At 64.1% G+C, this 26,756-nt stretch carries 22 protein-coding genes; 11 read left to right on the forward strand and 11 right to left on the reverse strand.

The features are described from left to right. Window positions 1-171: 171 nt before the first annotated feature. Both AC27VQ_RS11425 and AC27VQ_RS11430 read left to right on the forward strand, forming a co-directional pair. Entirely contained in the window at window positions 172-1,458 is a 1,287-nt protein-coding gene (locus AC27VQ_RS11425; RefSeq protein WP_488716334.1) for a cyclopropane fatty acid synthase, read from the forward strand. A gap of 187 nt (window positions 1,459-1,645) precedes the next feature. Further along, window positions 1,646-3,145 (forward strand): replicative DNA helicase, encoded by a 1,500-nt coding sequence (locus AC27VQ_RS11430; RefSeq protein WP_313522351.1) that lies wholly within the window; start codon window positions 1,646-1,648, stop codon window positions 3,143-3,145. Window positions 3,146-3,365: 220 nt separating this feature from the next. Here the strand turns inward: AC27VQ_RS11430 and AC27VQ_RS11435 are convergent, their stop codons facing one another. Continuing rightward, complete coding sequence (locus AC27VQ_RS11435) at window positions 3,366-3,935, reverse strand: hypothetical protein (RefSeq protein ID WP_488716335.1); 570 nt, start codon at window positions 3,933-3,935, stop codon at window positions 3,366-3,368. 136 nt (window positions 3,936-4,071) lie between these two features. Between AC27VQ_RS11435 and alr the strand changes: the two genes are divergently transcribed. The 5 genes from alr to AC27VQ_RS11460 all read left to right on the forward strand — a co-directional run bounded on the left by alr (window position 4,072) and on the right by AC27VQ_RS11460 (window position 9,926). Continuing rightward, window positions 4,072-5,241, forward strand: a complete 1,170-nt coding sequence (alr, locus tag AC27VQ_RS11440) for an alanine racemase (RefSeq protein WP_488716421.1) — start codon at window positions 4,072-4,074, stop codon at window positions 5,239-5,241. A gap of 75 nt (window positions 5,242-5,316) precedes the next feature. Then, window positions 5,317-6,720, forward strand: coding sequence for a DNA repair protein RadA (gene radA, locus AC27VQ_RS11445; RefSeq protein ID WP_421594729.1), 1,404 nt, complete (start codon window positions 5,317-5,319; stop codon window positions 6,718-6,720). A 129-nt stretch (window positions 6,721-6,849) separates the two neighbouring features. After that, entirely contained in the window at window positions 6,850-7,488 is a 639-nt protein-coding gene (locus AC27VQ_RS11450; protein ID WP_313532075.1) for a CvpA family protein, read from the forward strand. 192 nt (window positions 7,489-7,680) lie between these two features. Continuing rightward, entirely contained in the window at window positions 7,681-9,174 is a 1,494-nt protein-coding gene (gene purF, locus AC27VQ_RS11455) for an amidophosphoribosyltransferase (protein ID WP_313532077.1), read from the forward strand. An 11-nt stretch (window positions 9,175-9,185) separates the two neighbouring features. Continuing rightward, window positions 9,186-9,926, forward strand: coding sequence for an SDR family NAD(P)-dependent oxidoreductase (locus tag AC27VQ_RS11460; RefSeq protein ID WP_421594727.1), 741 nt, complete (start codon window positions 9,186-9,188; stop codon window positions 9,924-9,926). Window positions 9,927-10,139: 213 nt separating this feature from the next. On the opposite strand, the gene AC27VQ_RS11465 is transcribed toward AC27VQ_RS11460, so the two are convergent. The 6 genes from AC27VQ_RS11465 to AC27VQ_RS11490 all read right to left on the reverse strand — a co-directional run bounded on the left by AC27VQ_RS11465 (window position 10,140) and on the right by AC27VQ_RS11490 (window position 15,682). Further along, on the reverse strand, window positions 10,140-11,177 hold the full coding sequence (locus AC27VQ_RS11465) for an HlyD family secretion protein (protein ID WP_313532080.1): 1,038 nt from the start codon (window positions 11,175-11,177) through the stop codon (window positions 10,140-10,142). 4 nt (window positions 11,178-11,181) lie between these two features. Continuing rightward, window positions 11,182-12,756, reverse strand: a complete 1,575-nt coding sequence (locus AC27VQ_RS11470) for an MFS transporter (RefSeq protein ID WP_488716422.1) — start codon at window positions 12,754-12,756, stop codon at window positions 11,182-11,184. A 92-nt stretch (window positions 12,757-12,848) separates the two neighbouring features. Further along, on the reverse strand, window positions 12,849-13,304 hold the full coding sequence (locus AC27VQ_RS11475) for a MarR family winged helix-turn-helix transcriptional regulator (protein ID WP_313532082.1): 456 nt from the start codon (window positions 13,302-13,304) through the stop codon (window positions 12,849-12,851). A 135-nt stretch (window positions 13,305-13,439) separates the two neighbouring features. Then, window positions 13,440-14,291: a CDP-diacylglycerol--serine O-phosphatidyltransferase gene (gene pssA, locus AC27VQ_RS11480; RefSeq protein WP_488716336.1), complete on the reverse strand. Its 852-nt coding sequence runs from the start codon at window positions 14,289-14,291 to the stop codon at window positions 13,440-13,442. Window positions 14,292-14,369: 78 nt separating this feature from the next. Then, on the reverse strand, window positions 14,370-15,068 hold the full coding sequence (locus tag AC27VQ_RS11485) for a phosphatidylserine decarboxylase (RefSeq protein WP_313532085.1): 699 nt from the start codon (window positions 15,066-15,068) through the stop codon (window positions 14,370-14,372). 104 nt (window positions 15,069-15,172) lie between these two features. Then, window positions 15,173-15,682 carry a hypothetical protein gene (locus tag AC27VQ_RS11490; protein ID WP_488716337.1) on the reverse strand — a complete coding sequence of 170 codons (510 nt, stop codon included), beginning with the start codon at window positions 15,680-15,682 and terminating at the stop codon, window positions 15,173-15,175. Between the two features lie 143 nt (window positions 15,683-15,825). Here AC27VQ_RS11490 and AC27VQ_RS11495 point away from each other — a divergent pair, with 143 nt between their 5' ends. Beyond that, window positions 15,826-16,476, forward strand: coding sequence for a VOC family protein (locus AC27VQ_RS11495; protein ID WP_488716338.1), 651 nt, complete (start codon window positions 15,826-15,828; stop codon window positions 16,474-16,476). Here the strand turns inward: AC27VQ_RS11495 and AC27VQ_RS11500 are convergent, their stop codons facing one another. Both AC27VQ_RS11500 and AC27VQ_RS11505 read right to left on the reverse strand, forming a co-directional pair. Then, window positions 16,477-18,372 carry an ABCB family ABC transporter ATP-binding protein/permease gene (locus AC27VQ_RS11500; RefSeq protein WP_488716339.1) on the reverse strand — a complete coding sequence of 632 codons (1,896 nt, stop codon included), beginning with the start codon at window positions 18,370-18,372 and terminating at the stop codon, window positions 16,477-16,479. Window positions 18,373-18,556: 184 nt separating this feature from the next. Continuing rightward, on the reverse strand, window positions 18,557-20,941 hold the full coding sequence (locus tag AC27VQ_RS11505; RefSeq protein ID WP_488716340.1) for a LysM peptidoglycan-binding domain-containing protein: 2,385 nt from the start codon (window positions 20,939-20,941) through the stop codon (window positions 18,557-18,559). A gap of 160 nt (window positions 20,942-21,101) precedes the next feature. Here AC27VQ_RS11505 and AC27VQ_RS11510 point away from each other — a divergent pair, with 160 nt between their 5' ends. From AC27VQ_RS11510 to AC27VQ_RS11520, 3 genes are all read left to right on the forward strand, one after another. After that, entirely contained in the window at window positions 21,102-21,722 is a 621-nt protein-coding gene (locus AC27VQ_RS11510) for an LOG family protein (RefSeq protein ID WP_313531840.1), read from the forward strand. Window positions 21,723-21,918: 196 nt separating this feature from the next. Continuing rightward, entirely contained in the window at window positions 21,919-23,001 is a 1,083-nt protein-coding gene (locus AC27VQ_RS11515) for a cache domain-containing protein (RefSeq protein WP_488716341.1), read from the forward strand. Further along, window positions 22,998-24,056 (forward strand): ligand-gated ion channel, encoded by a 1,059-nt coding sequence (locus AC27VQ_RS11520; RefSeq protein WP_421594720.1) that lies wholly within the window; start codon window positions 22,998-23,000, stop codon window positions 24,054-24,056. The genes AC27VQ_RS11515 and AC27VQ_RS11520 overlap by 4 nt, the downstream gene beginning before the upstream one ends. A gap of 3 nt (window positions 24,057-24,059) precedes the next feature. Here AC27VQ_RS11520 and rarD read toward each other — a convergent pair whose 3' ends face one another. Both rarD and cimA read right to left on the reverse strand, forming a co-directional pair. Continuing rightward, window positions 24,060-25,004: an EamA family transporter RarD gene (rarD, locus tag AC27VQ_RS11525; RefSeq protein ID WP_488716342.1), complete on the reverse strand. Its 945-nt coding sequence runs from the start codon at window positions 25,002-25,004 to the stop codon at window positions 24,060-24,062. Between the two features lie 110 nt (window positions 25,005-25,114). Continuing rightward, window positions 25,115-26,731: a citramalate synthase gene (cimA, locus tag AC27VQ_RS11530; RefSeq protein WP_488716343.1), complete on the reverse strand. Its 1,617-nt coding sequence runs from the start codon at window positions 26,729-26,731 to the stop codon at window positions 25,115-25,117. Window positions 26,732-26,756 lie beyond the last annotated feature (25 nt).

Raw genomic sequence — 26,756 nt, forward strand, 5'->3', positions numbered from 1 at the left:
GCTTTTGCCGGCCCGTTTTCGTTTGGAGGGCCAAAAAGCACGGCTTGAAATCCCGCTTTTCGCATCAATATTTATATCTCGTTAGACTGGATTGGCGGTTGGGCCGCATTCAGGCCGGTTTCCGACCAGACCCGTTTCCGCCAGATTTTTAAGCGTGACGGAGTTTAGCGAATGAAATTCATTGTGCAGACACTGGTTTCCCGCCTCGTCGAGACCGGCAACCTGAAGATCACCTATCCTGACGGCAGCAGCCAGACCTTCGGCGACGGCACCGGCAATCCCATCCATATGCGTCTCAACACACGCAAAGCCGTATGGGGCATCGCCATCGACCCCGCTTACTATCTCGGCCATCACTATGGCACCGGCGATATCGACATCGTCGAAGGCGACATGTACGGCCTCTTGAAAACCGTCTTTACCGGCAATCCCGATTTCAAATATTACGACACGCGCTGGAACCGCCTGCTGGAGCGCGTGCGCTACGTCTTCCGCTGGGTGCGGGAAAAGAACAGCGTGGTGCGCTCCCGCCGCAACGTGCAGCACCACTATGACCTGACCGGCGCGCTCTACGATCTGTTCCTCGACCGGGACCGGCAATATTCCTGCGCCTATTTCGAGCATCCTGACCAGACGCTCGATGATGCCCAGCTTGCCAAGAAACGGCACATTGCCGCCAAGCTCAACATCAACAGGCCGGGCCAGAGCGTGCTCGACATCGGCAGCGGCTGGGGCGGCATGGCGCTCTATCTCGCTCGCCAGCTCGGCGCGAAGGTGACGGGCGTCACGCTGTCGGACGAGCAGCATACGCTGTCCGAAAGCCGAGCCCGAGATGCGGGGCTGACAGAGGAGGTGAAATTCCTGCTGCAGGACTATCGCAACGCGCAAGGCCCCTTCGACCGCATCGTTTCCGTCGGCATGTTCGAGCATGTCGGCCGGCCGAACTACCTCACCTTCTTCCGCAAGAGCGCCTCCCTGCTGAAGCACGACGGCGTGATGCTGCTGCACACGATCGGCCGCACGGACCGGCCCTCCGCCAACAACCCCTTCATCGAGAAATACATCTTTCCGGGCGGTTACATCCCGGCCCTTTCGGAAGTGATGCAGGCTGTGGAAAAGAGCGGGCTTGCGGTAACGGATGTGGAAATCCTCAGACTCCACTATGCCGAGACGCTGCGTCACTGGCGGCAGCGCTTCATGGCAAAGCGGGAGGAAGCCAAGGCGCTCTATGACGAGAAATTCTGCCGCATCTGGGAATTCTATCTCGCGGCGTCCGAAAGCGCCTTCCGCTGGCAGAACCTCGTCGTCTTCCAGCTCCAGCTCGCCCATGACCAGGAGGCCACACCGCTGACACGCGGCTATATCGGCCGCGGCGAGGATTGCCTGAAGGCCCATGAGGGCAATCCGAAGGGCGACCGGCGGGGCGCACGCCAGTTCCCGCAGGAGGCGTCGCTTTGAGATTCGGCGCCTGAGTCAACCGAAAGCCGGCGAGCCCTGATGAATCAGGGCTTGCCGTCTTCGCGCCGCCTGTGGAAAAGTCTAACATTGGGTCTAACGGAGGAGCCGGGCCGGAAGCGCTTGACCCTTGGTGACAAAGCAACCAAACCAGCGACCTTCGAAAACAAAGACGGGGAGATTCGGGACGATGAACGATGCCGTGCGCAAGCTCAACCAGGCCGGTCGCGAGAATGCGGAGCTGCACCACCGCGAGGCACCGAACAACGTCGAAGCCGAACAGGCCCTGCTCGGCGCCATCCTGGTCAACAACGACGCCTATTACCGCGTCTCGGACTTCTTGAAGCCGATCCATTTCAACGAGCCGCTGCACCGCAAGATCTATGAACTCGCCGGCGACACGATCCGCATGGGCAAGATCGCCACCACGATCACGCTGAAGACGCATCTGCCGTCGGACAGCAAGGTCGGCGATCTCACGATCCCGCAATATCTCGCGCGCCTTGCCGCCGAAGCCGTGACGATCATCAACGCGGAAGACTATGGCCGCGCCATCTACGATCTCGCGCTGCGCCGCTCGCTGATCAATATCGGCGAGGACATGGTCAACATCGCCTATGACGCGCCGCTCGACATGCCGCCGCAGACCCAGATCGAGGATGCCGAGCGCCGCCTGTTCGAACTGGCCGAAACCGGCCGCTACGACGGCGGCTTCCAGTCGTTCAACGACGCGGTGGCGCTCGCCATCGACATGGCCGGACAGGCCTTCGAGCGCGACGGCTCGTTGTCGGGCATTTCCACCGGCATTCACTCGCTCGACGGCCGCATGGGTGGCCTTCAGCGCTCCGACTTGATCGTGCTTGCGGGACGTCCCGGCATGGGCAAGACCTCGCTTGCCACCAACATCGCCTACAACATCGCCGCCGCCTACGAGCCCGAAATTCAGGCGGACGGCTCGTACAAGGCGAAGAACGGCGGCGTCGTCGGCTTCTACTCGCTCGAAATGTCCTCCGAACAGCTCGCCACCCGTATCATCTCCGAGCAAACGGAAGTGTCGTCGTCAAAAATCCGTCGCGGCGACATTTCCGAGGCCGATTTCGAAAAGCTCGTCGCCTGCTCGCAGATGATGCAGAAGGTGCCGCTCTATATCGACCAGACCGGTGGTATCTCGATTGCCCAGCTTTCCGCCCGTGCCCGCCGTCTCAAGCGTCAGCGCGGTCTCGATTGCCTCGTGGTGGACTATATCCAGCTGATGACCGGCTCGGGCAAATCCAGCGACAACCGCGTGCAGGAAATCACCCAGATCACCACGGGCCTGAAGGCGCTCGGCAAGGAGCTGAACGTGCCGATCATCGCTCTCTCCCAGCTCTCCCGTCAGGTGGAAAGCCGCGAAGACAAGCGCCCGCAACTGTCCGACCTTCGCGAATCGGGCTCGATCGAGCAGGACGCCGACGTGGTGCTTTTCGTGTTCCGCGAGGAATATTACGTGAAGAACCTCGAACCGCGCGACGAGTTCGATCCGAAATACGAAGAATGGAAGATGAAATTCGAGGCCGTGAAGGGCACGGCCGACGTGATCATCGCCAAGCAGCGTCACGGGCCGACCGGCACGGTAAAACTCGCCTTCCAGTCGGAGTTCACCCGCTTCACCGATCTGGCGGATCCGTCGTTCACGCAGTACGAGCATTGAGGGTCGGGGGCGTAGAAACGCCCCTTTTGGCCTCGTTCCGTTGCGGATTTCAGGCGCCTCCTTCCCCTCCTCCGTCATCCTCGGGCTTGACCCGAGGATCCACCCACACGCGTTGAGTTTGCTGCGTGGATCCTCGGGTCAAGCCCGAGGATGACGATGGAGAGAGCAGCACTATAAAAATGCGCGCGCACTTCGCACCGGAGAAGCGCCCGACGCCTTCCTACTTCTTCACAAAAGCCGGCGCCTTGCAAACATCCGCCACGATGGCGAGCGCCTTGCGGCCGCGTGCCTTCTCTTCCGCGTCCACCATCGTCAGATCGAGCCGGTCGGAGCACATGTCGTCCGAGACAGTGTTTTCGCCCGACAGCGACATGCGGCTCGAGCAGTAGAGCCCGCGCCCCGTCAGCACGATCTGCTCCGCATCCGGTGAATCGAACGGGATCGGGTTCATCTCCGCGATCATGTCGTCGACGGTGGCATAGGCGGTGACGGAGGTCACGCGGCTGAGATCGACGAGGCTCATCGTCAGCGTTGCCCATTTCGCGGGAAATTGCAGCGCCGACATGGTGCGGGCGCGGCAGGGCGCGCCGGACACTTCCAGACGCGTCACCAATCGCGGTGCATTGGGATCGTCGACGATCGAATAATAGGTGTCGGCGCTTTCGGCGCGTTCCGGCTCGGCGCCGTCCTGCGAGAGGCCGAGCAGCACGGCATGGGCATCGCGCATCTCGGCATCCGTCGGCGCGTCTTGCGCACCGGCCGAAGCCTGGCACGCCAAAATCAGGGCCAAGCCTGCCAATGTCCCTGTTATGCCCCGTTTCATCGTCTTTTCCTTTTTGGCGGGCACCATAGAGGTGGGCCTTGCCGGCGGCAATGCAGCCGAAGAGCGTATTGCCGCCGCCGTCCACAGGCTGTATTTCAAAGCCATGAGCACGCATCACACTTCCTCCCGCCCCACCCTGCCCGTCGCCGGCGAGGATCATGCCCGCCTGACAATCGATCTTTCGGCGCTGGCCGACAACTGGCGCGCCATGGCGCGGCGCTCGGGTGCGGCGCGCACCGCCGCCGTGTTGAAGGCCGACGCCTATGGCATAGGGCTGGAACCGGCGGCAAAGACCTTCCACCATGCGGGTGCACGCGATTTCTTCGTGGCGACCCCGGCCGAGGGAGCCGCCCTGCGCGGCGTGCTGCCGGATGTGCGCATCTATGTGCTCTCGGGCATGTGGGCCGGCTCCGAACGCCTGTTCTTCGAATTCGACCTCGTGCCCGTGATCGTCTCGGAAGAACAGCTCGTTGTCTTCATGGCGGCGATTGCCGATGGCGGGGACCTGCCCTGCGTGCTGCATGTCGACACCGGCATGAGCCGGCTCGGCCTGCGCGTCGAAGACGCGCTCGCGCTTGCCGACGATAGCTCCCGCCCCGCGAGCTTCTCGCCGCTCATGCTGCTCAGCCATCTTGCCTGCGGCGACGATCCGAGCCATCCGCTGAACCGCCAGCAGCTCCAGCGCTTCCGCAGCGTCGTGACGGCCTTCGACGACATCGATGCGACGCTCGCCAATTCCGCCGGCATTTTCCTCGGCGAGGACTATCACTTTACCCTCACCCGCCCCGGCATCGCGCTCTATGGCGGTGCAGCCGTCAACGACGTGCCGAACCCGATGAAGCCGGTCGTCACCGCCGAGGCGCGCATCCTTCAGGTCCGCGAGGCGAAGGTCGGCGAGAGCGTCAGCTACGGCGCCTCCACCGTGTTCACGCGCGATACGCGCATCGCCGTCGTCGCCCTCGGTTATGCCGACGGCTACATGCGCAGCCTCTCCGGCTCGGGCGTGCCGCTGCGCAAGGCCAACATTCCCGGCGCCAGCGGCGTGCTGCATGGCCGCACCGTGCCGCTGATCGGCCGCGTCACCATGGACCTCACCCATTTCGACGTCACCGACCTGCCGGCCGGCAGCGTGCGGGCGGGCGATTTCATCGAAGTCTTCGGCCGTCACATGCCGATCCAGGATGTCGCGCTTGCCGGCGGCACGATCGATTACGAGCTCCTGACCAGCCTCGGCCGCCGCTACGAACGCCGCTATGAAGCTTTGAAGAAATAAGCATCGTTCCCGTTTTGTACTATTGGCCAGTTTCGTGCTAAGGGCTTTCGGAATGATTCCGGAGAGCAAGTCCTGATGGCGAAGGCCCGCACCCAATTCATCTGCCAGAACTGTGGCACCGCACATAACCGCTGGGCCGGAAAATGCGAAGGCTGCGGCGAGTGGAACACCATCGTCGAGGAAGACCCGATGGGCGGCATCGGCTCCGGCCCCGGCAAGGTGCCGAAGAAAGGCCGGCCCGTCGCGCTGACGGCGCTGTCGGGCGAAATCGAGGAAGCCCCGCGCATCCATACCGGCATCGGCGAACTTGACCGCGCGACTGGCGGCGGCTTCGTGCGCGGCTCGGCCGTGCTGATCGGCGGCGATCCCGGCATCGGCAAGTCCACTCTCCTCATGCAGGCCGCCGCGGCGCTCTCCCGCCGCGGCCACCGCATCATCTATGTCTCGGGCGAAGAGGCCGTGGCGCAGGTGCGCCTGCGCGCGCAGCGCCTGCATGCCGCCGAGACCGACGTGCTGCTCGCCGCGGAAACCAATGTAGAGGATATCCTTGCCACCATCGGCGAAGGTAAGCGGCCCGATCTCGTTATCATCGATTCGATCCAGACGCTGTGGAGCGATACGGCGGACGCCGCCCCCGGCACGGTGACGCAGGTGCGCACCGGCGTGCAGGCGATGATCCGTTTCGCCAAGCAGACCGGTGCCGCCATGGTGCTGGTCGGCCATGTCACCAAGGAAGGCCAGATCGCCGGCCCGCGCGTCGTCGAGCACATGGTCGATGCCGTGCTCTATTTCGAGGGCGACCGGGGTCATCACTACCGCATCCTGCGCACGGTGAAGAATCGCTTCGGCCCGACGGACGAGATCGGCGTCTTCGAAATGTCCGACAAGGGACTGCGCGAAGTCTCCAACCCCTCGGAACTCTTCCTCGGCGAGCGCAATTCGAAATCGCCGGGGGCCGCCGTGTTTGCCGGCATGGAGGGCACGCGGCCCGTGCTCGTCGAAGTGCAGGCGCTGGTCGCCCCCACCTCGCTCGGCACGCCGCGCCGCGCCGTCCTCGGCTGGGATTCGGCGCGGCTTTCGATGATCCTCGCGGTGCTGGAAGCCCATTGCGGCGTGCGGCTCGGTCAACACGATGTTTACCTCAATGTGGCGGGCGGTTATCGTATATCGGAGCCGGCGGCGGACCTCGCGGTCGCCTCGGCGCTGGTTTCCTCGCTTGCCGGTCTTGCCCTTCCCGCCGATTGCGTCTATTTCGGCGAAGTCAGCCTGTCGGGCGCCATTCGCCCGGTGGCGCACACCGCCCAGCGCCTCAAGGAGGCGGAAAAGCTGGGTTTTTCGCAGGCCGTCCTGCCCGCCGGTTCCGCCGATCTGCCCAAGGGCGCCGGCGGCCGCTGGAGCGAGATCGACAGCCTGCCGGATCTGGTGGCGCGCATTGCCGGATCGAAACGCGCCCTCAAACGGGAAGACGAGGACGTCTGACGGCCTTCAGCAGCGGAAACCCCTGTGGGAAACCCGTGCCGAACCGGGACGGCAAGGATGCCTTCCGCTACTGTGCGCCCGCACGGGACGTGGGGTCTGGCGACATTTCGGGTTTGGAGTAGGACGAACATGCCCATCACAATTCTCGACGGTATCGTCATCGGCGTCGCGCTGTTTTCGGCCGTGCTGGCGATGGTGCGCGGTTTTTCGCGCGAAGTGCTTTCCGTCGCAAGCTGGGTGGGTGCCGCGGCAGCCGCCTATTTCCTCTATCCGGTGCTTCTGCCTTACGCGAAGGACTATACGACGAGCGACACCGTCGCCATGGCGGGTTCCGCCGGCGCCGTCTTCCTCGTCGCCCTCATCGTGATCTCCTTCATCACCATGCGGATCGCCGACTTCATCATCGACAGCCGCATCGGCGCGCTCGACCGCACGCTCGGCTTCCTGTTCGGTGCCGCACGCGGCATCCTCTTGGTCGTCGTCGCCATGCTGTTCTTCAACTGGCTGGTTGCGCCGCAGCAGCAGCCGTCCTGGGTCACCACGGCGAAGTCCAAGCCGCTGCTCGACAATCTCGGCGCGCGCCTCATCGCGCTCCTGCCCGAGGATGCCGACGCCACGATCATCGACCGCCTGCGCGGCAAGCCGGCCGACGGCACGCCGGCAACCGGCGAAGGCGGCACGACGGAAGACCCGGATGGCGCCACCGGCACGGGCACGGGCGGTACCGACCAGGCACCGGCGGAAGAGACGCCCGCCACGAACGGATAAATGTGATCAGGGGAGCCGCCACTCACGAAATTGAGGAAGGCAGGCTCCCCGATTTTTTGGTAGGATAGACCATCAGCCACTGACGCTTCCGGGCCTCGGTGGCAAATGCTTTAGGCCATACCCATATGGGGGTGGCCTGGAGTGACGAATACCCCGCGCAACCTCTAAGGTCCCGAGCAAAGGCTTGCAGCAATGAGCGATTTCCTGTTTCCCGGCCGCCACGAAGACGATCTCGATGGCGATACGCTTCACGAAGAGTGCGGCGTCTTCGGCATTCTCGGCCATCCGGAAGCCGCAACGCTGACGGCGCTCGGCCTGCATGCGCTTCAACATCGCGGCCAGGAAGCAGCCGGCATCGTCTCCTTCGACGGCAAGCAGTTCCACACCGAAAAGCATATGGGCCTCGTCGGCGACCACTATACCAACCCGGTAACGCTGGCCAAACTCCCCGGCACCATCGCTGTCGGCCACACGCGCTATTCCACGACCGGCGAAGTGGCGTTGCGCAACGTGCAGCCGCTCTTTGCGGAGCTTGAAGTCGGCGGCATCGCCGTTGCCCATAACGGCAACTTCACCAACGGCCTGACGCTGCGCCGCCAGCTGATTGCCGGTGGTGCGATCTGTCAGTCGACCTCCGACACGGAAGTCGTGCTCCACCTCATCGCCCGCTCGCGCTACACGAACACGACCGACCGTTTCATCGATGCCATCCGCCAGATGGAAGGCGGCTATTCGATGCTCGGCATCACCCGCACCAAGCTGATCGCCGCCCGCGATCCCACGGGTATCCGTCCCCTCGTCATGGGCGAACTCGACGGCAAGCCGATCTTCGCGTCCGAAACCTGCGCGCTCGACATCATCGGCGCGAAATTCGTCCGTGACGTCGAGAACGGCGAGATCATCGTCTGCGAACTCCAGCCCGACGGCTCGATCACCATCGAGGCGAGGAAATCAGGCAATGCGCAGCCGGAACGGCTCTGCCTGTTCGAATATGTCTATTTCGCCCGTCCGGACTCGGTCGTCGGCGGCCGCAGCGTCTATGTCGCGCGCAAGAACATGGGCATCAATCTCGCCAAGGAACATCCGGTCGAGGGCGACGTGGTCGTGCCGGTGCCGGATGGCGGCACGCCGGCCGCACTCGGCTATGCCCAGGAGAGCGGTATTCCCTTCGAATACGGCATCATCCGCAACCACTATGTCGGCCGCACCTTCATCGAGCCGACGCAGCAGATCCGCGCCTTCGGCGTGAAGCTGAAGCATTCGGCCAACCGCGCGATGATCGACGGCAAGCGCGTCATCCTCGTCGACGATTCCATCGTGCGCGGCACGACCTCGCTGAAGATCGTGCAGATGATCCGCGATGCCGGCGCCAAGGAAGTGCATGTGCGCGTCGCAAGCCCGATGATCTTCTATCCGGACTTCTACGGCATCGATACGCCGGATCGGGACAAGCTGCTCGCCAACCAGTACAACGACGTCAAGGCAATGGCGAAATATATCGGCGCGGATTCGCTGGAGTTCATCTCCATCGACGGCCTCTACCGCGCCGTCGGCGGCGAGGACCGCAATTCGGCCCGCCCGCAATTTACCGACCATTACTTCACCGGCGACTATCCGACGCGCCTCCTTGACAAGGAAGGCGAGACGATGGGACGGAAGGTCTCAGTCATGGCTAGCAACGGATAATTGAAGACATCATGAGCATCGACCTGAACGGCCGCATTGCGCTGGTCACCGGCGCATCGCGCGGGATCGGCTATTTCACTGCCCTCGAACTCGCCAAGGCCGGTGCGCATGTCATCGCCTGCGCCCGAACCGTCGGCGGCCTCGAAGAGCTTGACGATGCGATCAAGGCGGTCGGCGGCACGGCGACGCTGGTGCCCTTCGATCTCGCCGATATGGCGGCAATCGACAAGCTCGGCGGCTCGATCTTCGAACGCTGGGGCAAGCTCGACATTCTCGTCGCCAATGCCGGCGTGCTCGGCACCATCTCGCCGATCGACCATGTCGAGGCGAAGGTGTTCGAGAAGGTCATGAATATCAACGTCACCGCGACGTGGCGGCTGATCCGTTCGGTAGCCCCCCTGCTCCTGAAGTCCGATGCCGGCCGCGCCGTCATCCTTTCGTCGAGTGCCGCCCACAAGTGCAAGCCCTTCTGGGGCCCCTATTCCGCCTCCAAGGCGGCCGTCGAAGCCATAGCCCGCACCTGGGCCGGCGAGACGCAGCGCACGGCGCTGCGCATCACCTCCGTCGATCCCGGCGCCACCCGCACCGCCATGCGCGCCCAGGCCGTGCCGGGCGAGGATCCCTCGACGGTGCAGCATCCGTCCGAGGTGGCCAAGGCTCTGCTGCCGCTGGTTGCCGCTGATTACGCGGAGACGGGCAAGCTGTTCGACATGCGCCAGGGGCGCCTGGTGGACTACCGCCTGCCGGAGTGAGGCGGCAGGTTTCACCTCATCGGGGTCAGTACGCGCCGCGTGGATCCTCGGGTCAAGCCCGAGGATGACGGAGAGGAGTAAAAGCCTCCCGTTTCTCAAACCTAGCGGCATGCAGGACCATAACTTTTACCATAGTGCTTTCTTCTCTCGTCATCCTCGGGCTTGACCCGAGGATCCACGCCGCATGGTACAGCGCCGCTCAGGCCTTCCGCTTCATTCCCCCACCACCGTCGTCACCACCACCGAAAGCCCCGGCGCCAGATATTTCGACAGGTCCTGCCCGTCATCGATGGCGATGCGAACCGGAATGCGCTGGGCGACCTTGGTGAAATTGCCGGTCGCATTGTCGGGCTTGATCACGCTGAATTCCGAACCGGCCGCCGGCGAGAAGCGTTCGACATGGCCTTTCAGCGTCGCATGTTTGAAGGCATCGACGCGCACCTCCACCGCCTGTCCCGGTTTGATATAGGCAAGCTGCGTTTCCTTGAAATTGGCGATCACCCAGGTGTCGTGCGGCACGACGGCCATCAGCTGGGTGCCGGCGGCAACGTACTGGCCGAGCTTGACACCCACCTCGCCGACAACGCCGTCGCGCGGCGCGGTGATGACCGTGTTGGAAAGGTCAATCTTGGCAAGCTCCACCGAGGCCTCCGCTCCCGCCACCGCAGCCCGCAGGGAATCGCGGCTGACGATGATCGTCTGGAGATCCTGCCGGGAGACTTCCAGATTGGCCTGCGCCTGCGAGACGGCAGCTTCGGCCTGGTCGAGCGTCGTGCGGCTCTGCTCGCGGTCGGCCTGGGTGGCGATGCCCTTGTCGGAAAGCTCCTCGACACGGTTCCAGCTTTCCTCCGCCCTGCGCTTGGCGTAGGTGGCGCTGGCGAGTGCCGCTTCGCTGGCACCGATGCGGGCCTTGGCGGCATTTTCCTGCTGCTCGGAATTGGCAAGCGCCGCCTGCTGGCTGGCGAGCGTAGCCTTCGCCTGCTCGACCTTCTGGCGGTAGATACGGTCGTCGAGCCGGGCGAGCACGGCGCCGGCCTTGACGGTCTCGTAGTCCTTCACCGGGACATCCGTGACATAGCCGGCGAGCTGCGGACTGATCAGGGTCACATAGCCGCGCACATAGGCGTTGTCGGTGGTCTGCACGTCGGTGGAGAACGGCGGCAGCTGCCAGGCATAGGCGACGACGCCGATGCCGACGAGACCAAGGACGACGGCAAGAGCGGTCGCGGTGTTGCGGATATATTGTTTCATGGCATCAACCTTCAATGGCCGCTTCGCCGCTCGTGCGGGCGCTGGCCTCTTTCATATGGACGTAGATTCGGTGGGCGGCGAGCGCGACGGCGGAGGCGACCGCCAGCAGTGCGATGACGAAAAACGCATCGTTATGGGCCAGCACATTGGCCTCGCGCGTCACCTGCTGGCCGAGCAACGCAACGCCCTCGGCCTTCAGCACGGCGGGATCGGTGATCGTTCGGCCATAGGCGGCGGAAAGCTGCGAGATACGGGTGGCAACCAGCGGATCGGTGAGCGTCATGGCCTGGGCGAGGACGTTCGAATGGAACTTTTCGCGCAGCGTGATGAAGGAGCCGAAGATCGCCGAACCCGCAAGGCCACCAAGGCTCTGCGTCACCAGGAAGACGACGATGAAGCTCAGGATATATTGCGGCCCCTTGCGCAGCGCCATGACGAAACCGGACGCCATGGCGGGCGGCAGGAACAGGGCGCCGCCGACGGCGATCATCGCCTGGCTGAGATACATTTCATGCGGACGCGTCAGGTTCGTCGCATGACTGTCGAGAAAAGCGCCGACGCCGATGAAAAGCAGGGCGACCATGTGGATAGCCGGTTCACGGCCGGGTTTGATGATCGCCGCGCAGAGAAGGCCGCCGGCGGCCGTCGCCAACGCCACGACAGTGTAGAGGCCGACCAGCTGCTCGTTCTGCAACCCGATGATCTGGAAGAAATTGCCGGCGACGGCCGTCTGCTCGGCAAGCATCAGGCGGAAGAGCGTCAGGACGGCCGCGAAGTGCAGCACATCGCGGCTGACGAGCCAGCGAAGGTCGATCAGCGGCCGCTCCCGGTTGAGCTCCAGCACGGCGGCGATGGTCAGAGACGCGATCATCACCACCAGCAATTCACCGATCCACTGCGCTTCCAGCCACCAATAGGTGCGGCCGGTGACGAGGATGACGGCAGCCGTCCCGAAGCCGATGGCGATGAAGAGGTAGCTGACGATATCGAGCTTCTCGATGACCTTCGCGCGCGGGATCGGCGTCAGCGGCAGGAGATAGATCGCCGCGAAGGCGAGCATGGAGAGGCCGACTTCGAGGATGAGCAGCCCCCGCACATTGCCAAGCGCGATGAGGGGCGGCGAGATGATGCGCGTCAGGGGCGCGGCAAGTGCGATATTCGTGAGCGCCAGTGACAGGCCCACGGTCAGCTTGCGCGCTGGCGTGAAGGCCTCCAGCATGTAGAGGAAGCCGAGCGAGGACAGCGGCGCCGCCGCGATGCCGGCAAAGAAGCGCAGCACGAGCGCCGACCGCAGGTCGGTGATGAAGACATGCAGCACCGTGACGACGAGGAACACGGCGATACCGAGCTCGGCGAAATGGCGTAGGCCATATTGGTTGCGAATCTTGATGAGCGCGATCGACAGCGAGGCATTCGGCGCCATATAGGCGGCCATCAGCCAGACGGCCTCCGCACTCGTCGCGCCGAACGGGCCTTGCAGCTGGGGGATGTTGGCGGCGACGAGGTTCATGCCGAAGCCCTGCGTCAGGGCGAGCAGCGTGGAGGCGGCCATATAGGCGGCGGCGCGGGCGGGCGGCATCGGAGGCGCTGCCGGTGGGGCGGCCGGTGCCTGCCCGATCGGCTCTTTTGCCTCACCCTCCTCCCCGCGCGTCTCGGTGGCGGGGACGGTGCTCATGCCTCGACGCTCTCCCGACAGCTTCTCGCGATATTGTCCGCCATGGCCGAGAAGACCTTTACGGTGGTGTGCATGTCGGCGGTGGTGATGCTGTTCAGCACATCGGCGCGCAGCGAGCGGGCGAGATCCAGCACCTCCTTGGCCACCTGGGCACCGTGCGGCGTCATGGCGATCTGCTTGGCGCGGCGGTCGCCTTCGACCGACTGGCGCTCGATGAAGCCCTGCTTCTCCATGCCGTCGAGCAGGCGCACCAGCGTCGGCGTCTCGATATCTAGCTCCTCGGCCAGCTCCCGTTGGTTGAGTTGGGCGCCGCGGCCGAGAATGAGCAGCGCGCGGGCGCGCGGCAGGGTCAGCCCCCTCTCCTTCACGCGCGCATCGAAGAGCGCGCGCATCTTGCGCTGAACGCGGGAAAGGTCATCGAGCAGATGCTCGCGGGGATCGTTCGCTGTCATCTTGGTAGTCCAGACATTATTAGCTTGCTATCTATTTGCTTGCTAGTTAGTCGACCTGCATCAAAAAATCAAGCCCTGCCCACATGGTGTGGACAGGGCTTTTGGCAGGCTCACATGGATGTGATGAACGCCCGGCTAGTGCCCGTCGTGCTCTTCCGGAAATTCGCTGGCGCCATTGGTCGTGGGCGCAGTCCAGCCGCCGTATTTGCGCTGCCAGGAGCGCGCGCCGAAGGGCAGCGTCGCGAGATAGAGGATGACCGTAATGACCATGGTTTCCCAGGTGAAGCTCATCAGCGTCGCGACATAGAGCACGACGAGCAGGATGATCGGCAGCACCAGATCGCGGCGCACCCGGCTGCCTTCCGACTTGCCCGACCAGACCGGCAGGCGGCTGACCAGCAGGAAGCCGATCAGCACGGTATAGCCGGAGGCAAGATAGGCGAAGAGCGGCGTGGGCGCGAGCCCGAGGAAGCCGACATAGACCGGCAGCAGCACCAGCATGGCACCGGCCGGGGCCGGCACGCCGACGAAATATTCCGATTGCCACTTCGCCTTGGTCTCGCGCTCGGCCATGACATTGAAGCGCGCAAGACGCAGGCCGGCGGCGATGGTGTAAATCAGCGCGGCGATCCAGCCGAAGGAACGCGCCTGATCGAGAATGAAGACATAGAGCACCAGCGCCGGTGCAACGCCGAAATTGACGATATCGGCGAGCGAATCCATCTGGCCGCCGAATTTCGACGTCGCCTTCAGGAGACGCGCGACGCGGCCGTCGATGCCATCGAGAAAGGCGGCGAGCAGCACCATGCCGACCGCGAGCTCGTAACGGTTTTCGAAGGCGAGCCGGATGCCGGTCAGGCCCGCGCAGATCGCCAGAACGGTGATGAGATTGGGGATGATGACGCGCAGCGGGATTTCGCGCAAGCGCGGACCACGGGCCTCGTCGTTCGGGCCATTGGGCTCATAGGGCGGAAACGGTGTGTCCATCGTTGTTCGCTTCGTTCTTTCTCATCTGCAGCGGCCCTCTCAATCCGAGATAGGCCGCTGCCTCGAATGATCAATCGTTCAGCCCCGGCGGCTGACAACAGGTCCCTTGGCCGAGCCGAATTCCGCCAGCACCGTCTCGCCGGCAATCGCCGTCTGGCCAAGGCTGACGCGTGGCTGCACGCCCTCCGGCAGGAAGACATCGAGACGCGAGCCGAAGCGGATGAGGCCGAAACGCTCACCGGCCTCCAGGCTGTCGTTCATGACGGTCCAGCACAGGATGCGGCGCGCTACGAGGCCGGCGATCTGCACGACGCCGATTTCGCCATGGGCGCTTTCGATGACGAGGCCGTTGCGCTCGTTCTCCTGGCTCGCCTTGTCGAGATCGGCGTTGAGGAATTTGCCGGCGCGATAGGCGACGCGCGAGACGCGGCCGCGCATCGGGGCGCGGTTCACGTGGCAGTTGAATACGTTCATGAAGACCGAGATGCGCAGCATCGGCTGGTCTCCAAGCTCCAGCTCGGCCGGCGGCGTGACCATGGCGATGGCGGAGACGCGGCCATCGGCCGGGCTGATGACGAGATCGTCATCCTGCGGCGTCAGGCGCTCGGGATCGCGGAAGAAATAGGCGCACCAGGCGGTGAGGACGAAGCCGATCCACATCAGCGGCGTCCACAGGAAACCCAAGAGGACGGAGACGACGAAGAAGGCCGCCACGAACTTCCAGCCCTCCCGATGGATCGGCACCAGGGTGCTGCGTATCGTATCGACCAAACTCATCTTTCGGCATCTCCTGATAATTTCACGTCATCGACCTAGCGTGAAAACCCGCCGGGAGCAATGCGGCGCGGCGAATAGCCCCCAGCCGGCCCGCGCCTTATCGCTCAATCCGGCCGCGCGGACGAAGGTTCCGGTGCGGCAAAAACCGCCTCGATCCGCGCCAGAAGCCGCTCGGCAGCGACACGCGTTTGCAGGCGGCGGGTCTCGAAGCGGCGACCATCGGCTGCCGCAAGCACCACGCTCCATGTCGGATCGCCGTCCATGGACTCATGTTCGGCGACGACCAACCGCGAACCGTCGCCTCTTGCAAAAACATCGCTTTGCGGCCTTCGGAACGGCTGCTTGCGCTCGATGACGATACGGCCCTGCCCGATCGTCCAGAGCGTGGATGGTCCCGTCAGCCCTGCCCAGGCAATGGGGCCGCCGACAGACCAGGCGCCGAGGATGAGGAAAAGAAAGAAGGGGCTGGCTATATTGATGGGCCAGACGCCGCGGTGCAGCTCATAGGTCGCGATCACTATGACGAAGAGGCCTGTCACGAGAAAAAACAACCGGAGTGCAGCCGACACCGGGACAGGATGCCTGAGAAACCCGTCTTCGCCGATCGTGTCCATCCTTGCCTCCGAACTAGTCGTCCCTTTTAGCGACGTATTGACAAGGTTTGATCAACGTCGGAGAGTTTTTTCGTTGCTGTAGGGCGCATCGGCAAGACCGAAGGGGCAATGCCCACCTACGCCCGAAACCCATAGCTGCGCCCATGTCCAATCTCGAAAACCTCAGGAAGCAGGCCAAGCAGATCCTGCGCTGGCATCGCGAATGCCACTATCCCGTGGCCGCGACGATCCGCGCCGCCCTGCCCCGCTTCCGCGACCTGAACGACCGCGAGGTGCTGGCAGCACCGTTTTCGCTGGCCGATGCACAGACGGTCGTCGCCCGCCAGAACGGGTTTCCGGATTGGGCGGCGGTCAAGAAAGGAAACCCTGCCATGCGCGATCCTGCTGCAACACCCACGGCTGAAGCTCCCACGCTCAGCGGCGCCGAGCCCGTGCTCTACGTCGCCGATTTCTCCGTAGCACTCGCCTTCTACACGCAAAAGCTCGGCTTTGCGGTCGACTTCGCCTATGGCGAACCGCCGTTCTTCGGCGTCGTCATGCGGGATGCGGCGCGGCTCTGCCTGCGGCAGGTCGCAGGGCCGGTCTTTGCCGGCGATATCCGGGCACGCGAAGAGCTACTGTCGGCTTCGATCACGCTCGACACCGCCGCCGGACTGAAACGGCTCTTTCTCGATTATCAGACGGCCGGCGTGCCTTTCCACCTGCCGCTGAAGACGCAGCCGTGGGGGGCGCGCAATTTCATCCTGCGGGATCCCGACGGCAATCTGATCCTGTTTGCCAGCCCGGCCGACTGATCACTCGGCCGCCGGCGCGCCACGCAGGACGATGCCGAGATCGTCGCTCTCGCGCACCTGCTTAAGGCGTTCTTCGGCCTGCACCGCCTCGCGCTGGCGGTTCCACATCGAGGCGTAGAGGCCGTCGTCGCGCTGCATCAGTTCGCCATGGGTGCCGCGCTCGGCGATCACGCCGTCCTTCAGGACGATGATCTCGTCGGCCGAGATGACGGTCGACAGGCGGTGCGCGATGACGAGCGTCGTGCGGTTCCGCGAGACCACATCGAGTGCCGCCTGGATCTCCTGTTCCGTGCGCGTGTCGAGCGCCGAGGTCGCCTCATCGAGGATGAGGATCGGCGGGCTCTTGAGAATGGTGCGGGCAATGGCGACACGCTGCTTCTCGCCACCGGACAGTTTCAGGCCACGCTCGCCGACCATCGCCTTGAATCCCTCCGGCAGGTGGCGGATGAAGGGGCCGATCTGCGCTGCCTCGGCAGCGGCCGTCACCTCCTCGTCGGTCGCACCGGGGCGGCCATAGCGGATGTTGTAGGCGATCGTGTCGTTGAACAGCACGGTATCCTGCGGCACCATGCCGATGACCTTGCGCAGGCTCTTTTGGGTGACATCGCGCACATCCTGCCCATCGACGGTGATGGCGCCCTCCTGCACGTCGTAGAAGCGATAGAGCAGCCGCGACAGCGTCGATTTGCCGGCGCCCGAGGGCCCGACCACGGCCACGGTCTTGCCCGCCGGCACGTCGAAAGAGATGCCCTTGAGGATAGCGCGCTTCGGATCATAGGCGAAATGCACGTCCTTGAAGGAAATCGCGCCGTCGGTGACGATCAGGTCGGTCGCACCGGGCTTGTCCTGCACCTCCTCCTCGACTTCGAGCAGGTCGAACATCTGCTCGATATCGGTCAGGCCCTGACGGATTTCGCGGTAGACGAAACCGATAAAGTTGAGCGGAATCGCGAGCTGGATCAGCATCGCATTGATAAAGACGAAATCGCCGACCGTCTGCGTGCCGGCCTGCACGGCAAGGCCGGACATGACCATCATCGCCGCCATGCCGAGACCGAAGATCAGCGCCTGGCCGAAGTTCAGCCAGCCGAGCGAGGTCCAGACCTGGGTTGCGGCCTTCTCATAGCGCTCCATCGACTGGTCGAAGCGGCGGGCCTCCATCTCCTCGTTGCCGAAATATTTGACGGTCTCGAAGTTCAGGAGCGAGTCGATCGCCTTGGTGTTGGCCTCGGTGTCACTGTCGTTCATCGAGCGACGGATGGAGATACGCCAATCGGATGCCCGAACCGTGAACCAGATGTAGAGACAGACCGTGACGGCGGTGACGAGCAAGTATTCGAAGCCGTAGCCCATCCAGAACACGGCGGCGGTCAGCAGGAATTCGATGAAGGTCGGCACGCTGTTGAGGATCGTGAAGCGCACGATCGTCTCGATACCCTTGGTGCCGCGCTCGATGACGCGCGACAGGCCGCCGGTGCGCCGCTCCAGATGGAAGCGCAGCGACAGGCGGTGCAGATGAACAAAGGTACGGTAGGCGAGCTGGCGCACGGCATATTGCCCGACGCTGGCAAACAGCGCGTCGCGCAGCTGGTTGAGGCCGGCCTGCAGGATGCGTGCGCCGTTATAGGCCAGCACCAGCATGGCGGCACCGGTCATGAAGGCCGGCAGCAGGTCGACGACATCGGCCTTGCCGTTCAGCGCATCCGTCGCCCATTTGAAGAAATAGGGCACGAGCAGCAGCACCACCTTGGCGATCAGCAGGAAGACCGTCGCCCAGACGACACGCATCTTCAGATCCGGCCGGTCCGAGGGCCACATATAGGGCCAGAGGTTGACCAGCGTCGAAAAGGGATTGCTGCTGTCGGCCGAAACCGTTTTCTTCGTCGTCGTCGCCATGCGGCCTCCGCCCGGACCCGTCACGCCCCGGCTCTGTCATTGCAGAGTGCAAGCCCGGACGGCAAAGCGTCTCGATCCTGCATCCCTGCTTGAAATGAAAATACGGCGCCCGCGAGGGGCGCCGTATTGCTGAGATAGGCCCTTGCCGGCCGCTTCGCAACCGGCAGAGGGAAATTGAGAAGGATCAATTGCCGCGAACGTGCTTGCGGTGCATTTCTTCCGCCTGTTCGTCCGTCTCGGCCGTCTTGTCCGGCACGCCGAAGACTTGGCCGGGAAGAATGCGGTCGGGATCGCTGATCTGGGCCTCGTTGGCGAGATAGATCGTCGTATAGCGCACACCCTTGCCGTAGATGCGGCGGGAGATCTGCCAGAGCGTATCGCCGCGACGGATGATGACCGAGGTCTTGCTTGCCTTGAGCGGTGCCTGCTCGACGGTTTCCGGCTCTTCAGCGGCAACTTCGCCGGTGCCCGAGCCGGCGGCTGCGCCATCCATGGACACACCATTGCCGGTAACGGCCTGGCCGTCACCCGATGCGGTTTCGCTCATGGCCGGAGCGCCGCCGCCGGTATCCGTGCCGGCAACGGCCTGGCCGGTGTCGGCCGTGCCGTTCTGCGTGGTACCGGCCGCCGTTTCAGCAGTCGCGGGCGCCTGCAACGACGGCATGCCTTCCAGCGAAGCCAGCGCCTGCTGGTAAGCCTCCTTGCCGGCGCCGGCCGGAACGGCGGCGAAGCGTTCGAGCGCGGTTGCAGCCCAGCCCTTGAGCTTGTCGACGGCCGCCTGAACATCGGCACTCGCACCCACGGGTGCGCTGAAGCCGGTGATGGCCTTCAACGCGCCTTCCAGCCCCGTGCGGGCCGTCTGGATTTCCGCGGTGGTCACATTGCGGCCATCGGAGAACAGCGCGACAAACTGCTGCTGCAAGGCGGTCGCCTGGGCGGCAAGCGCCTCGATGGAATTGTCGGCGGCAGCCGTCGCGGTCTCGACGACCGTGGTGGCCTTCTCGATGGCCGGTGCCAGCGCATCCGCCACCGCCGCCTCGACGGAGCCGAGGGCCGCACCGACGGCCGTTGCGTCCGACGGCAGCGCGTGCAGGGTGGCGAGAGCCGAGGCCGCAGCCTTCGACGCCTTGTCGGCCATTTCACGGGCCGCTTCGCCCTCTTCCGCGCCGGGCTTGAACTCGGCGAGCGACTTCAGCGCGATTTCCGTCGCTGAACGCGCGGCGGCCAGTTCCTCGACGCTCGGCATGCGGCCGTTCGCATAGAGGCCCTTGAGAAGCGCCAGCGCCTTGTCGGCCTCGCCGCGCAGCTTGTCGAAGGTACCGCCGCCGATGAGGCCAAGCGCCGGGCCGGCACCGCCGGTGCCGGTTTCCTGCGCCACGACGGCGATCTGCTCGCCCTCCGGCCGATCGAACGGCACGGAAGCACGGAACTCTACCTTGCTGCCGTCGGCGCTCATCACGTCGGCGCGGATCGCGTGACGGCCGACCGTCAGGTCCATCTTGCCATCGGCCACGTAGCGGCCCTGCGCGTCGGCCTTGGCCTCGCCGACTAGCTTGTCGTCGGCATAGAGCCGCACCAGCGCACCGGGCTTGGCCGTGCCGGCGATGAACATATGGTCGCCTTCCAGCTCGACAGCCGAAACACGCGCCTCGGCCTTCGCTTCGCTGGCAACGGCGGCGGCCGTCTGCGTCGCCGCAGCCTCCGTCGTCGTGGCCGTCTCGCCGGATACCGCAGCGCCTTCGGCCGTCGCCTGGGCCGTCTCGGTTGCGGCCGGCTGTTCGCCTGCCCCTGCCGTGCCGGTCTCGGTTGCCTTGGCCGTTTCCGTCGCGGTTGCGGTTTCAGCCGCCGGCTGCTCGATCGTCTTATCCGCCGTCGTCGCGGCAGCCTTCTCGGCCGTTTCCGGAACGGTGATCAGACGGCTCGCCTCGCCCGGCTTGGAGACCATGGCAAGCAGTTCGCCGCCGGCATCCTTCGGCACGGAAACGGTCGCGACCTCCTCGGAAACCTTGCTGTCGCCCTTGTCGTCCTTGACGTTGAGGGTCAGCTGGTAATCACCGGCCGCGAGCGGCTGGTCGAAGACGGCGGCGAAATCGCCGGATGGGCCGATATCGGCCGTCGCGACGACCGTCTCGCCATTCTTGATTTCCAGCTTGGTGTTCGGCTGGCCGCGGCCGGCGATCACGGTGGAGCCATCGGGCTCCACACGCAGAAGATCGAAGGCGGGCGTGACCCAGCCGGCGGTCGGATCGGCGGGCGTCGCTTCGGCGGAGGCCGTTTCCTGCGTGGCGGTCGCCTCCGTGCCGGCGGCGGGCTGTTCGCCTGTCGCGGCAACCTTGTTATCGGTCGCAACCTCGCCTGTCGCCGTTGTGGCGGTCTCGGTCGTCGTGCGCGCCTGCTTGCCGTCAGCCGTCGTCGTTTCACCGCCCGCGGCGGGCGTATCGGCCAGCTTGGCGACGGGCGTTTCGGCCGGCTTTTTCGCGTTCATATTCGGCAGCACGAAGAAAACCATGAGCAGTGTCGCCACCGCCAGCACGATCAAGGCCACCAGGCCGGTCTTGTTCTTCATCATCTAATCTCTCTCTGTCCCGGTTTCCCAGGAGTCCCCTATGGAAATTGCTATCGATTCCCAATGCCTTGCACAAGCTTTCGGGGACATTCCGGGGCGCCACGCCCGCTCTTTTTCCGTCATTATCCTTGACGGGCATCCGGCCGGGTGGCTGAATCCCGCCATGACAGAACAAAACCTCCCGATTCGATCCGTCTGCGTCTATTGCGGCTCCCAGCCCGGCCGTGATTCTTCCTACATCAATGCCGGGCGAAGCCTCGGCAAGGCGATGGCGGAAAATCACCTGCGCCTCGTCTATGGCGGCGGCACCAAGGGCATCATGGGCGCCGTTGCCAGCGGCGTGCTCTCGCATGGCGGCCGCGTCACCGGCATCATACCGCAATTCCTCGTGGATATGGAGGCCACCCGCCATTCCCTGGGGCAGCTCAGCGAACTGATCATCACGCCCGACATGCACGAGCGCAAACACAAGATGTTCGACCGTGCCGACGCCTTCGTGGCGCTGCCGGGCGGCATCGGCACGCTGGAAGAGATCGTCGAGGTGATGACCTGGGCGCAGCTCGGCCGGCATCGCAAGCCGATGGTCTTCGCCAATATCGGCGGCTTCTGGGATCCGATGCTGAAGCTCATCCGCCACATGGCCGACGAGGGCTTCATCCACACCGCCCATCTCGTCCAGCCGCTCGTGATCGACGATCCCGAAGAGATCGTCGCCGCATTGCTCGACCATTGGGCGGGCGATGTGGACCGCGAGGGCGAATCCGAGATCATCGCCCGCCTCTAAGCGCGCCCGGCCGAATTTTCAGATCCTCGACGGAGCGCTATCCCGGCGCTCCGTTTTTTGTGCCAAGCGTTCATATCTTTGAGATGAAAGCGTAATTTTTGACGCGCCCTGACGGTCGCTACCAGTTTACCGGAACGGAGCCCGTTGCTATCGTGCCTGCGGCAGGTCCCTGCCGCCTTCCATCCCGGACTGTTTCATGAAACTCGACAAAACACTTTCGATCGTCGCGGCCGCGGCGCTTGCGTTGACGCTCTCCGTGGGCGGATGGGTGCTGCAAATGGATGCGCGCGCCCTGCTGACACAAGCCGAAGAGCAGGAAATCGACGCCACGAGCCTCGTTCTCGCCACCGCCATGGATCAGGCGGCCACGCTCTCGGCCACCCACGCCGAAAGCCTTGCCCGCGATCCCGCGATCGTCACGCATCTCAAATCGAACGACCGCGCCGGCCTTCAGGCCTATGCCAGGCCGATCTTCGAACAGTTGCGAACGCTTGGCGGCGTGGATGTGCTGCATTTCCACAGCGCGGACATGCATTCCTTCCTGCGCGTCTGGGAACCCGAGAATTTCGGGCAGGATCTGTCGCGCTTCCGTCCGATGATCGTTGCCGCGAACCATGACCGACGGGTGCGCAAGGGGCTGGAACTGGGCGTGCGCGGACTGAGCCTGCGCGCCGTCTCCGCCGTCACCGAGGGCGAAAACCTGATCGGGACCGTCGAGGTGGGCGTCGATCTCAAATCGCTGACCGAACTGTCGAAGGCGGCGACCGGTGCGGACTATGCGCTCATTCTCGATGCCGCAGCCGGCATCACCGACAAGGGCGAGCCGAGCCAGGAGACAGGCCTGAAGATCGAGGCGGCAACCGATGCCGACCTCTTCCAGACCCTTCAGCAGACCGGCAGCATTCGCCTGTCGCGCGCCGCCTATCTGGACAAGGCCAAGATCGACGGGCGCACGCTCGGCATCATGGGGCGGCCCCTCCTCGATTTCAGCGGCCGCATGATCGGCACCATCGTCGTCACGCGTGATTTCACCGGTCTCGAGGGGCATCTGTCCCGCTCGCTCGTCACCATCGCGGCCGTGGCCATCGTCGGCTTCCTCGTCACGTTCTCGATCATCATGGTGACGCTGCGCAGCCTCGTGTTGCGCCCGCTGGAAACCCTGGCGGAGCAGGTGAAGGCGAACGCGGCCAATAAGGCCGAGACCCTGTCGAGCCTGCCGGAATTTCGTGCCCTGCAAAGCGCCGTCGCCGAGCAGCGAAACGGGGAGCAGCCATCGTGAGACGCGTTGCAACGCTTCTTCGCGCAACCCTGCTCTTGATCGCCGGTTTTGCCGCCTCCGGCGCTTGGGCCCAGACCGATATGCCGGCGGGCATGACGCTGCCCGTCCGGGTCAATCTGGCGCTGCGCGTCATCGATATCGTGAAGATCGCCGAAACGTCCAGCGAGACCTCGGCCTCTCTTGAATATACCGCACGGTGGCGCGATCCGACCCTTGCCTTCGACCCCATAAAATTCGGCTCCGCCCGCCGCGATTTTACCGGCGACGATGCGAAGAAAGAGATCGACCAGATCTGGGCCCCGGATATCTCGCTGGAAAACAGGATCAGCGATCCCCGTGCGCAAACCACGGCGCTGTCGATCTTCGCCGATGGGCGCGTCGTGCTGATCCAACGCTTCGATGCGGATTTCCGGATCGTCAACGACCTCTCGGCCTTTCCTTTCGACCGGCAGATGCTGACCTTTCCGTTCGTGTCGCAGCGCCACTCGACGGACGAGGTGATTTTCGTGGTCGACGACCGGGACCGCGAACTCTCCAGCTACGCCGACCGCCTGACCGCATCGGACTGGACCGCGACCTCGCTGCGCTTCGCCATGGAAACCTTCTATGGCTGGAATGCGCGCCCCTTCATGCGGACAAAAGCCGTGCTGACCGTCGAGCGTGCCTGGCCGCGCTACTTCCTGCGCATCTTCGTGCCCTTCGTGGCGGTGCTCACCGTGTCGCTCTTCATCCTCTGGACGCCGAGAGGCACGATTTCCGATACGATCGGCATCACCTACAGCGCGCTTCTGGCGCTTGCTGCGCTGAGCTTTACCTTCGAAGCGAGCTTTCCCGGCAGCATGTCGGTCAATTCACCGATCGCCTTCATGATCTCGCTCGGCTATTTCTACCTGATTTTCGTGCTTCTCGTGGACTTGATGCTGGAAAGCGGGCGATTGCCCGGGGCGACGCGCAACCCGGCCCTGACGGGCGAGTTGCGCGCCTATGCGCGCTACGTGCTTCCCGCGATCTTCACCACGGTCTGCGTCTGCACGATCCTGCGCTCGTTGAGCTGACGCCTATTCGGCGGGCTTCAGCTCGGCGGCAGCCACGCGCCGGGCGTGGGCGCTGCGCAGCATGGAGCCGGAATAGATGAAAAGAGCGGCCCAGATGAAGACGAAGGCGATGAGCTTGGTCGTGCCGAAGGGCTCGCCGAAGGCGAAGACGGCGATGATGAAGATCATCGTCGGCGCGATATACTGCATGATGCCGATGGTGGAGAGCCTGAGGAGCTTGGCACCGTTGGCATAGATCATCAGCGGAATGGCCGTGACGACGCCGCAAGAGAGCAGCCACAGCACGTCCGTCATGCCCGTATCGCCGAAATGGCCCTGCCCCGTCGATTCGAGCCAGATGACATAGCCGATCGCCGGCACGCTCAGGATCAGTACTTCGAGGAAAAAGCCCTGGTTCGGACCGATCGGCAGCGCCTTGCGGCAGAAGGCGTAAAAACCCCAGGACATGCAGAGGCTGAGCGACACCCAGGGCAGCCCGCCCGCATCGAAGGCGAGGATGGCGACGGCGACGGCAGCGAGCACGATCGCCACGATCTGCGCGCGGTCCAGCTTCTCCTTCAGGAGAACGGCGCCGAGGAAGATCGAGAAGAGCGGGTTGATATAGTAGCCGAGCGCGGTCTCGATGGCGCGGCCGGCGCCGATCGCCCAGACATAGATGCCCCAGTTGATGGTGATGAGCACCGCCGTGAGCGTCGCCATGGCGATCATGCGCGGCGAGCGCAGCGCGACCTTGATTTCCGATGTGCGGCCGAGCCAGACGAGCACGAGGCCGGCCAGCGGCACCGACCAGATGATGCGATGCGCCACCACTTCGGATGCCGGGATATGCGCGACGGCCTTCATGAAGAAGGGCAGGAAGCCCCAGAGCACATAAGCCGTCAGCGCGAAGGCGAAACCGCGCGGCGAATCGCCGGTCTGGGGGCCGCTGGTGGAATTTGCGTCGGCCATGCTGTCATTTCCCGTCGATTTATGGATTTTCCGACGAAATACTCCAAGGGCCGTGAATATACCAATTCATTCGGGTGAAGGGATGGTTGAGCGGCGCTGAACCTTCGCCCTCACTCCGCCGCCTCCCTGCCCGCCTCGCCGCGGTTCTTCAGGAGCTTGTAGATGATCGAATCCATCAGCGCCTGGAAGGAGGCGTCGATGATGTTGTCGGAGACGCCGACCGTCCACCAGCGGGCGCCGGATGCATCGGTCGATTCGATCAGCACGCGGGTGATGGCCTCCGTGCCGCCATTGAGGATACGGACCTTGTAGTCCGCCAGTTCCAGATCGGCGATCTCGGCCTGGTACTTGCCCAGATCCTTGCGCAGCGCCAGGTCCAGCGCATTGACCGGGCCGTGTCCCTCGGCGACGGACATCATGGTCTCGCCATCGACGATGACGCGCACCACCGCTTCCGAGACGGTCTTCAGCTGGCCGTTCGCATCATAGCGGCGCTCGACCATCACGCGGAAACTCTCGACATGGAAGAAATCCGGCACCGTGCCGAGCGTGCGGGAAGCGAGCAGAGCAAAGCTCGCATCGGCCCCCTCATAGGCATAGCCGGTCGCCTCGCGTTCCTTGACGATCTGGATGAGCCGGTCGAGCTTCGGATCGTCCTTGCGCACCGTGATGCCGCGCAGCTTCAGCGCATTGATGAAGTTCGCCTTGCCGCCCTGGTCCGACACCATGACCTTGCGCAGGTTGCCGACGCTTTCGGGCGTGACATGCTCGTAGGTGCGCGGGTCTTTCAGCAGCGCCGAGGCATGGATGCCGGCCTTGGTGGCGAAGGCGGAGGCGCCGACATAGGGTGCCTGATGGTCGGGCGAGCGGTTGAGCAACTCATCGAAGGTGTGGGCGAGCTTGGTGAGACCGGCGAGCTTTTCCGTATCGATGCCGATCTCGAAACGGTCGTTATAGGCCTCCTTCAGTGCCAGCGTCGGGGTCAACGTCACCAGGTTAGCGTTGCCGCAGCGCTCGCCGATGCCGTTCAGCGTGCCCTGGATCTGGCGTACGCCGGCCTCGACGGCGGCCAGCGAATTGGCGACGGCCTGCCCCGTATCGTTATGCGCATGGATGCCGAGATTGTCGCCCGGCACGCCGGCGGCGATGACAGCCTTGACGATGGCCTGCACTTCCGACGGCTGCGTGCCGCCATTGGTGTCGCAAAGCACCACCCAGCGCGCACCTGATGCAAATGCGGTCTTCGCGCAGGCAAGCGCGTAGTCGGGATTGGCCTTGTAGCCATCGAAGAAATGCTCGCAATCGACCATGGATTCGCGGCCGGAGGCGACCACGGCCTTGACGGACTCTTCGATACTCTCGAGGTTTTCTTCGTTGGAACAGCCGAGCGCCACGCGCACATGATAATCCCAGCTTTTCGCCACGAGACAGATCGCGTCGCTGCGCGAATCGAGCAGGGCCGCGAGGCCCGGATCGTTGGAGGCGGAAACGCCGGCGCGCTTCGTCATGCCGAAGGCGACGAATTTCGCGCGGCCGGTGCGTTTCTTCGCAAAGAAAGCCGTATCCGTCGGGTTGGCGCCGGGATAGCCGCCCTCGACATAATCGAGGCCGAACGCGTCCAGCATGCCGGCAATCGCGATCTTGTCCTCGACGGAAAAATCGATGCCGGGCGTCTGCTGGCCGTCCCGAAGCGTGGTGTCGAAAAGGTGGATACGGTCTTTTTGCATGTGTTCCCTCCCTGGGAACGTTTGT

It is taken from the genome of Shinella sp. 20P9.1.1 (assembly GCF_057798995.1).

Bases quoted from the DNA above. Each gene is read 5' to 3' on its own strand.
- AC27VQ_RS11475 (WP_313532082.1), bottom strand. From the start codon at position 13,304: ATGACAGCGAACGATCCCCGCGAGCATCTGCTCGATGACCTTTCCCGC.
- AC27VQ_RS11515 (WP_488716341.1), top strand. From the start codon at position 21,919: ATGAAACTCGACAAAACACTTTCGATCGTCGCGGCCGCGGCGCTTGCG.
- alr (WP_488716421.1), top strand. From the start codon at position 4,072: ATGAGCACGCATCACACTTCCTCCCGCCCCACCCTGCCCGTCGCCGGC.
- AC27VQ_RS11510 (WP_313531840.1), top strand. From the start codon at position 21,102: ATGACAGAACAAAACCTCCCGATTCGATCCGTCTGCGTCTATTGCGGC.
- pssA (WP_488716336.1), bottom strand. From the start codon at position 14,291: ATGGACACACCGTTTCCGCCCTATGAGCCCAATGGCCCGAACGACGAG.
- AC27VQ_RS11505 (WP_488716340.1), bottom strand. From the start codon at position 20,941: ATGATGAAGAACAAGACCGGCCTGGTGGCCTTGATCGTGCTGGCGGTG.
- AC27VQ_RS11460 (WP_421594727.1), top strand. From the start codon at position 9,186: ATGAGCATCGACCTGAACGGCCGCATTGCGCTGGTCACCGGCGCATCG.
- AC27VQ_RS11470 (WP_488716422.1), bottom strand. From the start codon at position 12,756: ATGCCGCCCGCCCGCGCCGCCGCCTATATGGCCGCCTCCACGCTGCTC.
- cimA (WP_488716343.1), bottom strand. From the start codon at position 26,731: ATGCAAAAAGACCGTATCCACCTTTTCGACACCACGCTTCGGGACGGC.
- AC27VQ_RS11485 (WP_313532085.1), bottom strand. From the start codon at position 15,068: ATGAGTTTGGTCGATACGATACGCAGCACCCTGGTGCCGATCCATCGG.
- radA (WP_421594729.1), top strand. From the start codon at position 5,317: ATGGCGAAGGCCCGCACCCAATTCATCTGCCAGAACTGTGGCACCGCA.
- AC27VQ_RS11465 (WP_313532080.1), bottom strand. From the start codon at position 11,177: ATGAAACAATATATCCGCAACACCGCGACCGCTCTTGCCGTCGTCCTT.
- AC27VQ_RS11425 (WP_488716334.1), top strand. From the start codon at position 172: ATGAAATTCATTGTGCAGACACTGGTTTCCCGCCTCGTCGAGACCGGC.
- purF (WP_313532077.1), top strand. From the start codon at position 7,681: ATGAGCGATTTCCTGTTTCCCGGCCGCCACGAAGACGATCTCGATGGC.
- AC27VQ_RS11490 (WP_488716337.1), bottom strand. From the start codon at position 15,682: ATGGACACGATCGGCGAAGACGGGTTTCTCAGGCATCCTGTCCCGGTG.
- AC27VQ_RS11500 (WP_488716339.1), bottom strand. From the start codon at position 18,372: ATGGCGACGACGACGAAGAAAACGGTTTCGGCCGACAGCAGCAATCCC.
- AC27VQ_RS11495 (WP_488716338.1), top strand. From the start codon at position 15,826: ATGTCCAATCTCGAAAACCTCAGGAAGCAGGCCAAGCAGATCCTGCGC.
- AC27VQ_RS11430 (WP_313522351.1), top strand. From the start codon at position 1,646: ATGAACGATGCCGTGCGCAAGCTCAACCAGGCCGGTCGCGAGAATGCG.
- rarD (WP_488716342.1), bottom strand. From the start codon at position 25,004: ATGGCCGACGCAAATTCCACCAGCGGCCCCCAGACCGGCGATTCGCCG.
- AC27VQ_RS11450 (WP_313532075.1), top strand. From the start codon at position 6,850: ATGCCCATCACAATTCTCGACGGTATCGTCATCGGCGTCGCGCTGTTT.